Genomic DNA, 623 nt, shown 5'->3' with positions numbered 1-623 from the left:
CCTCAGAACATGGGTTTGATGGCCGAGTTTGCCAACTCGAAACGTAATTCGATCAAAGAAGCGTTACCAAGTGTCGATTTACGCCGTAAGTTCTGGGAGCAATTTTTCTCTAACCCTGATGTTGAAAACGCGCGTAATAACCGCGAGCTTGAAACCATCTATCAGGCAACGATGGCAAACCCATTGGATGAGAAGGGCAGCTGTACTTGGATTCATCTCGGAAAAGACGTCGAAATGCTGCCAATCAAAGCTGTTCGCTACATGCAGCAAGCCGAACTCGCGCTGTATTCGACTAAGTGTGAATCAGACGCAATGGAGCTGGTAAGAAGAGATGCCGAACGTGAGGCCTTTTCAAATGCGGCAGAACTGTCTGATAAGTTAGCCAAAGCGAAAAAAGACAATTTACGTGTGTGTGTGTTCATTCCTCAAGGCACAAGCGAATTCATGTTGCTGCAAGGGCAAGATCTTGTGATTTAGTTTGTGGCGCTTTAGCAAAAACAACGCTCTCCCAAACACTGACAATAAAAAAAGCGCCGACGAAAAATACGTCGGCGCTTTTATTTTTGCTTCTTCTAACTGGTATCGAATACCAATTAGCAAAACATATTAATCACGGAAGTTGT

The 623-nt window shown here is 44.5% G+C and carries 1 pseudogene; it reads left to right on the top strand.

Annotation, left to right across the window (positions count from 1 at the left end):
- A pseudogene (locus tag R7E78_RS27925) lies at positions 1-477 on the top strand (siroheme synthase); the annotation flags it as partial.
- Positions 478-623 lie beyond the last annotated feature (146 nt).

It is taken from the genome of Vibrio sp. YT-19(2023) (assembly GCF_033337395.1).
The sequence above is the reverse complement of the archived record's forward strand: the minus strand, read 5'-3'. Positions and strand labels throughout refer to the sequence as shown.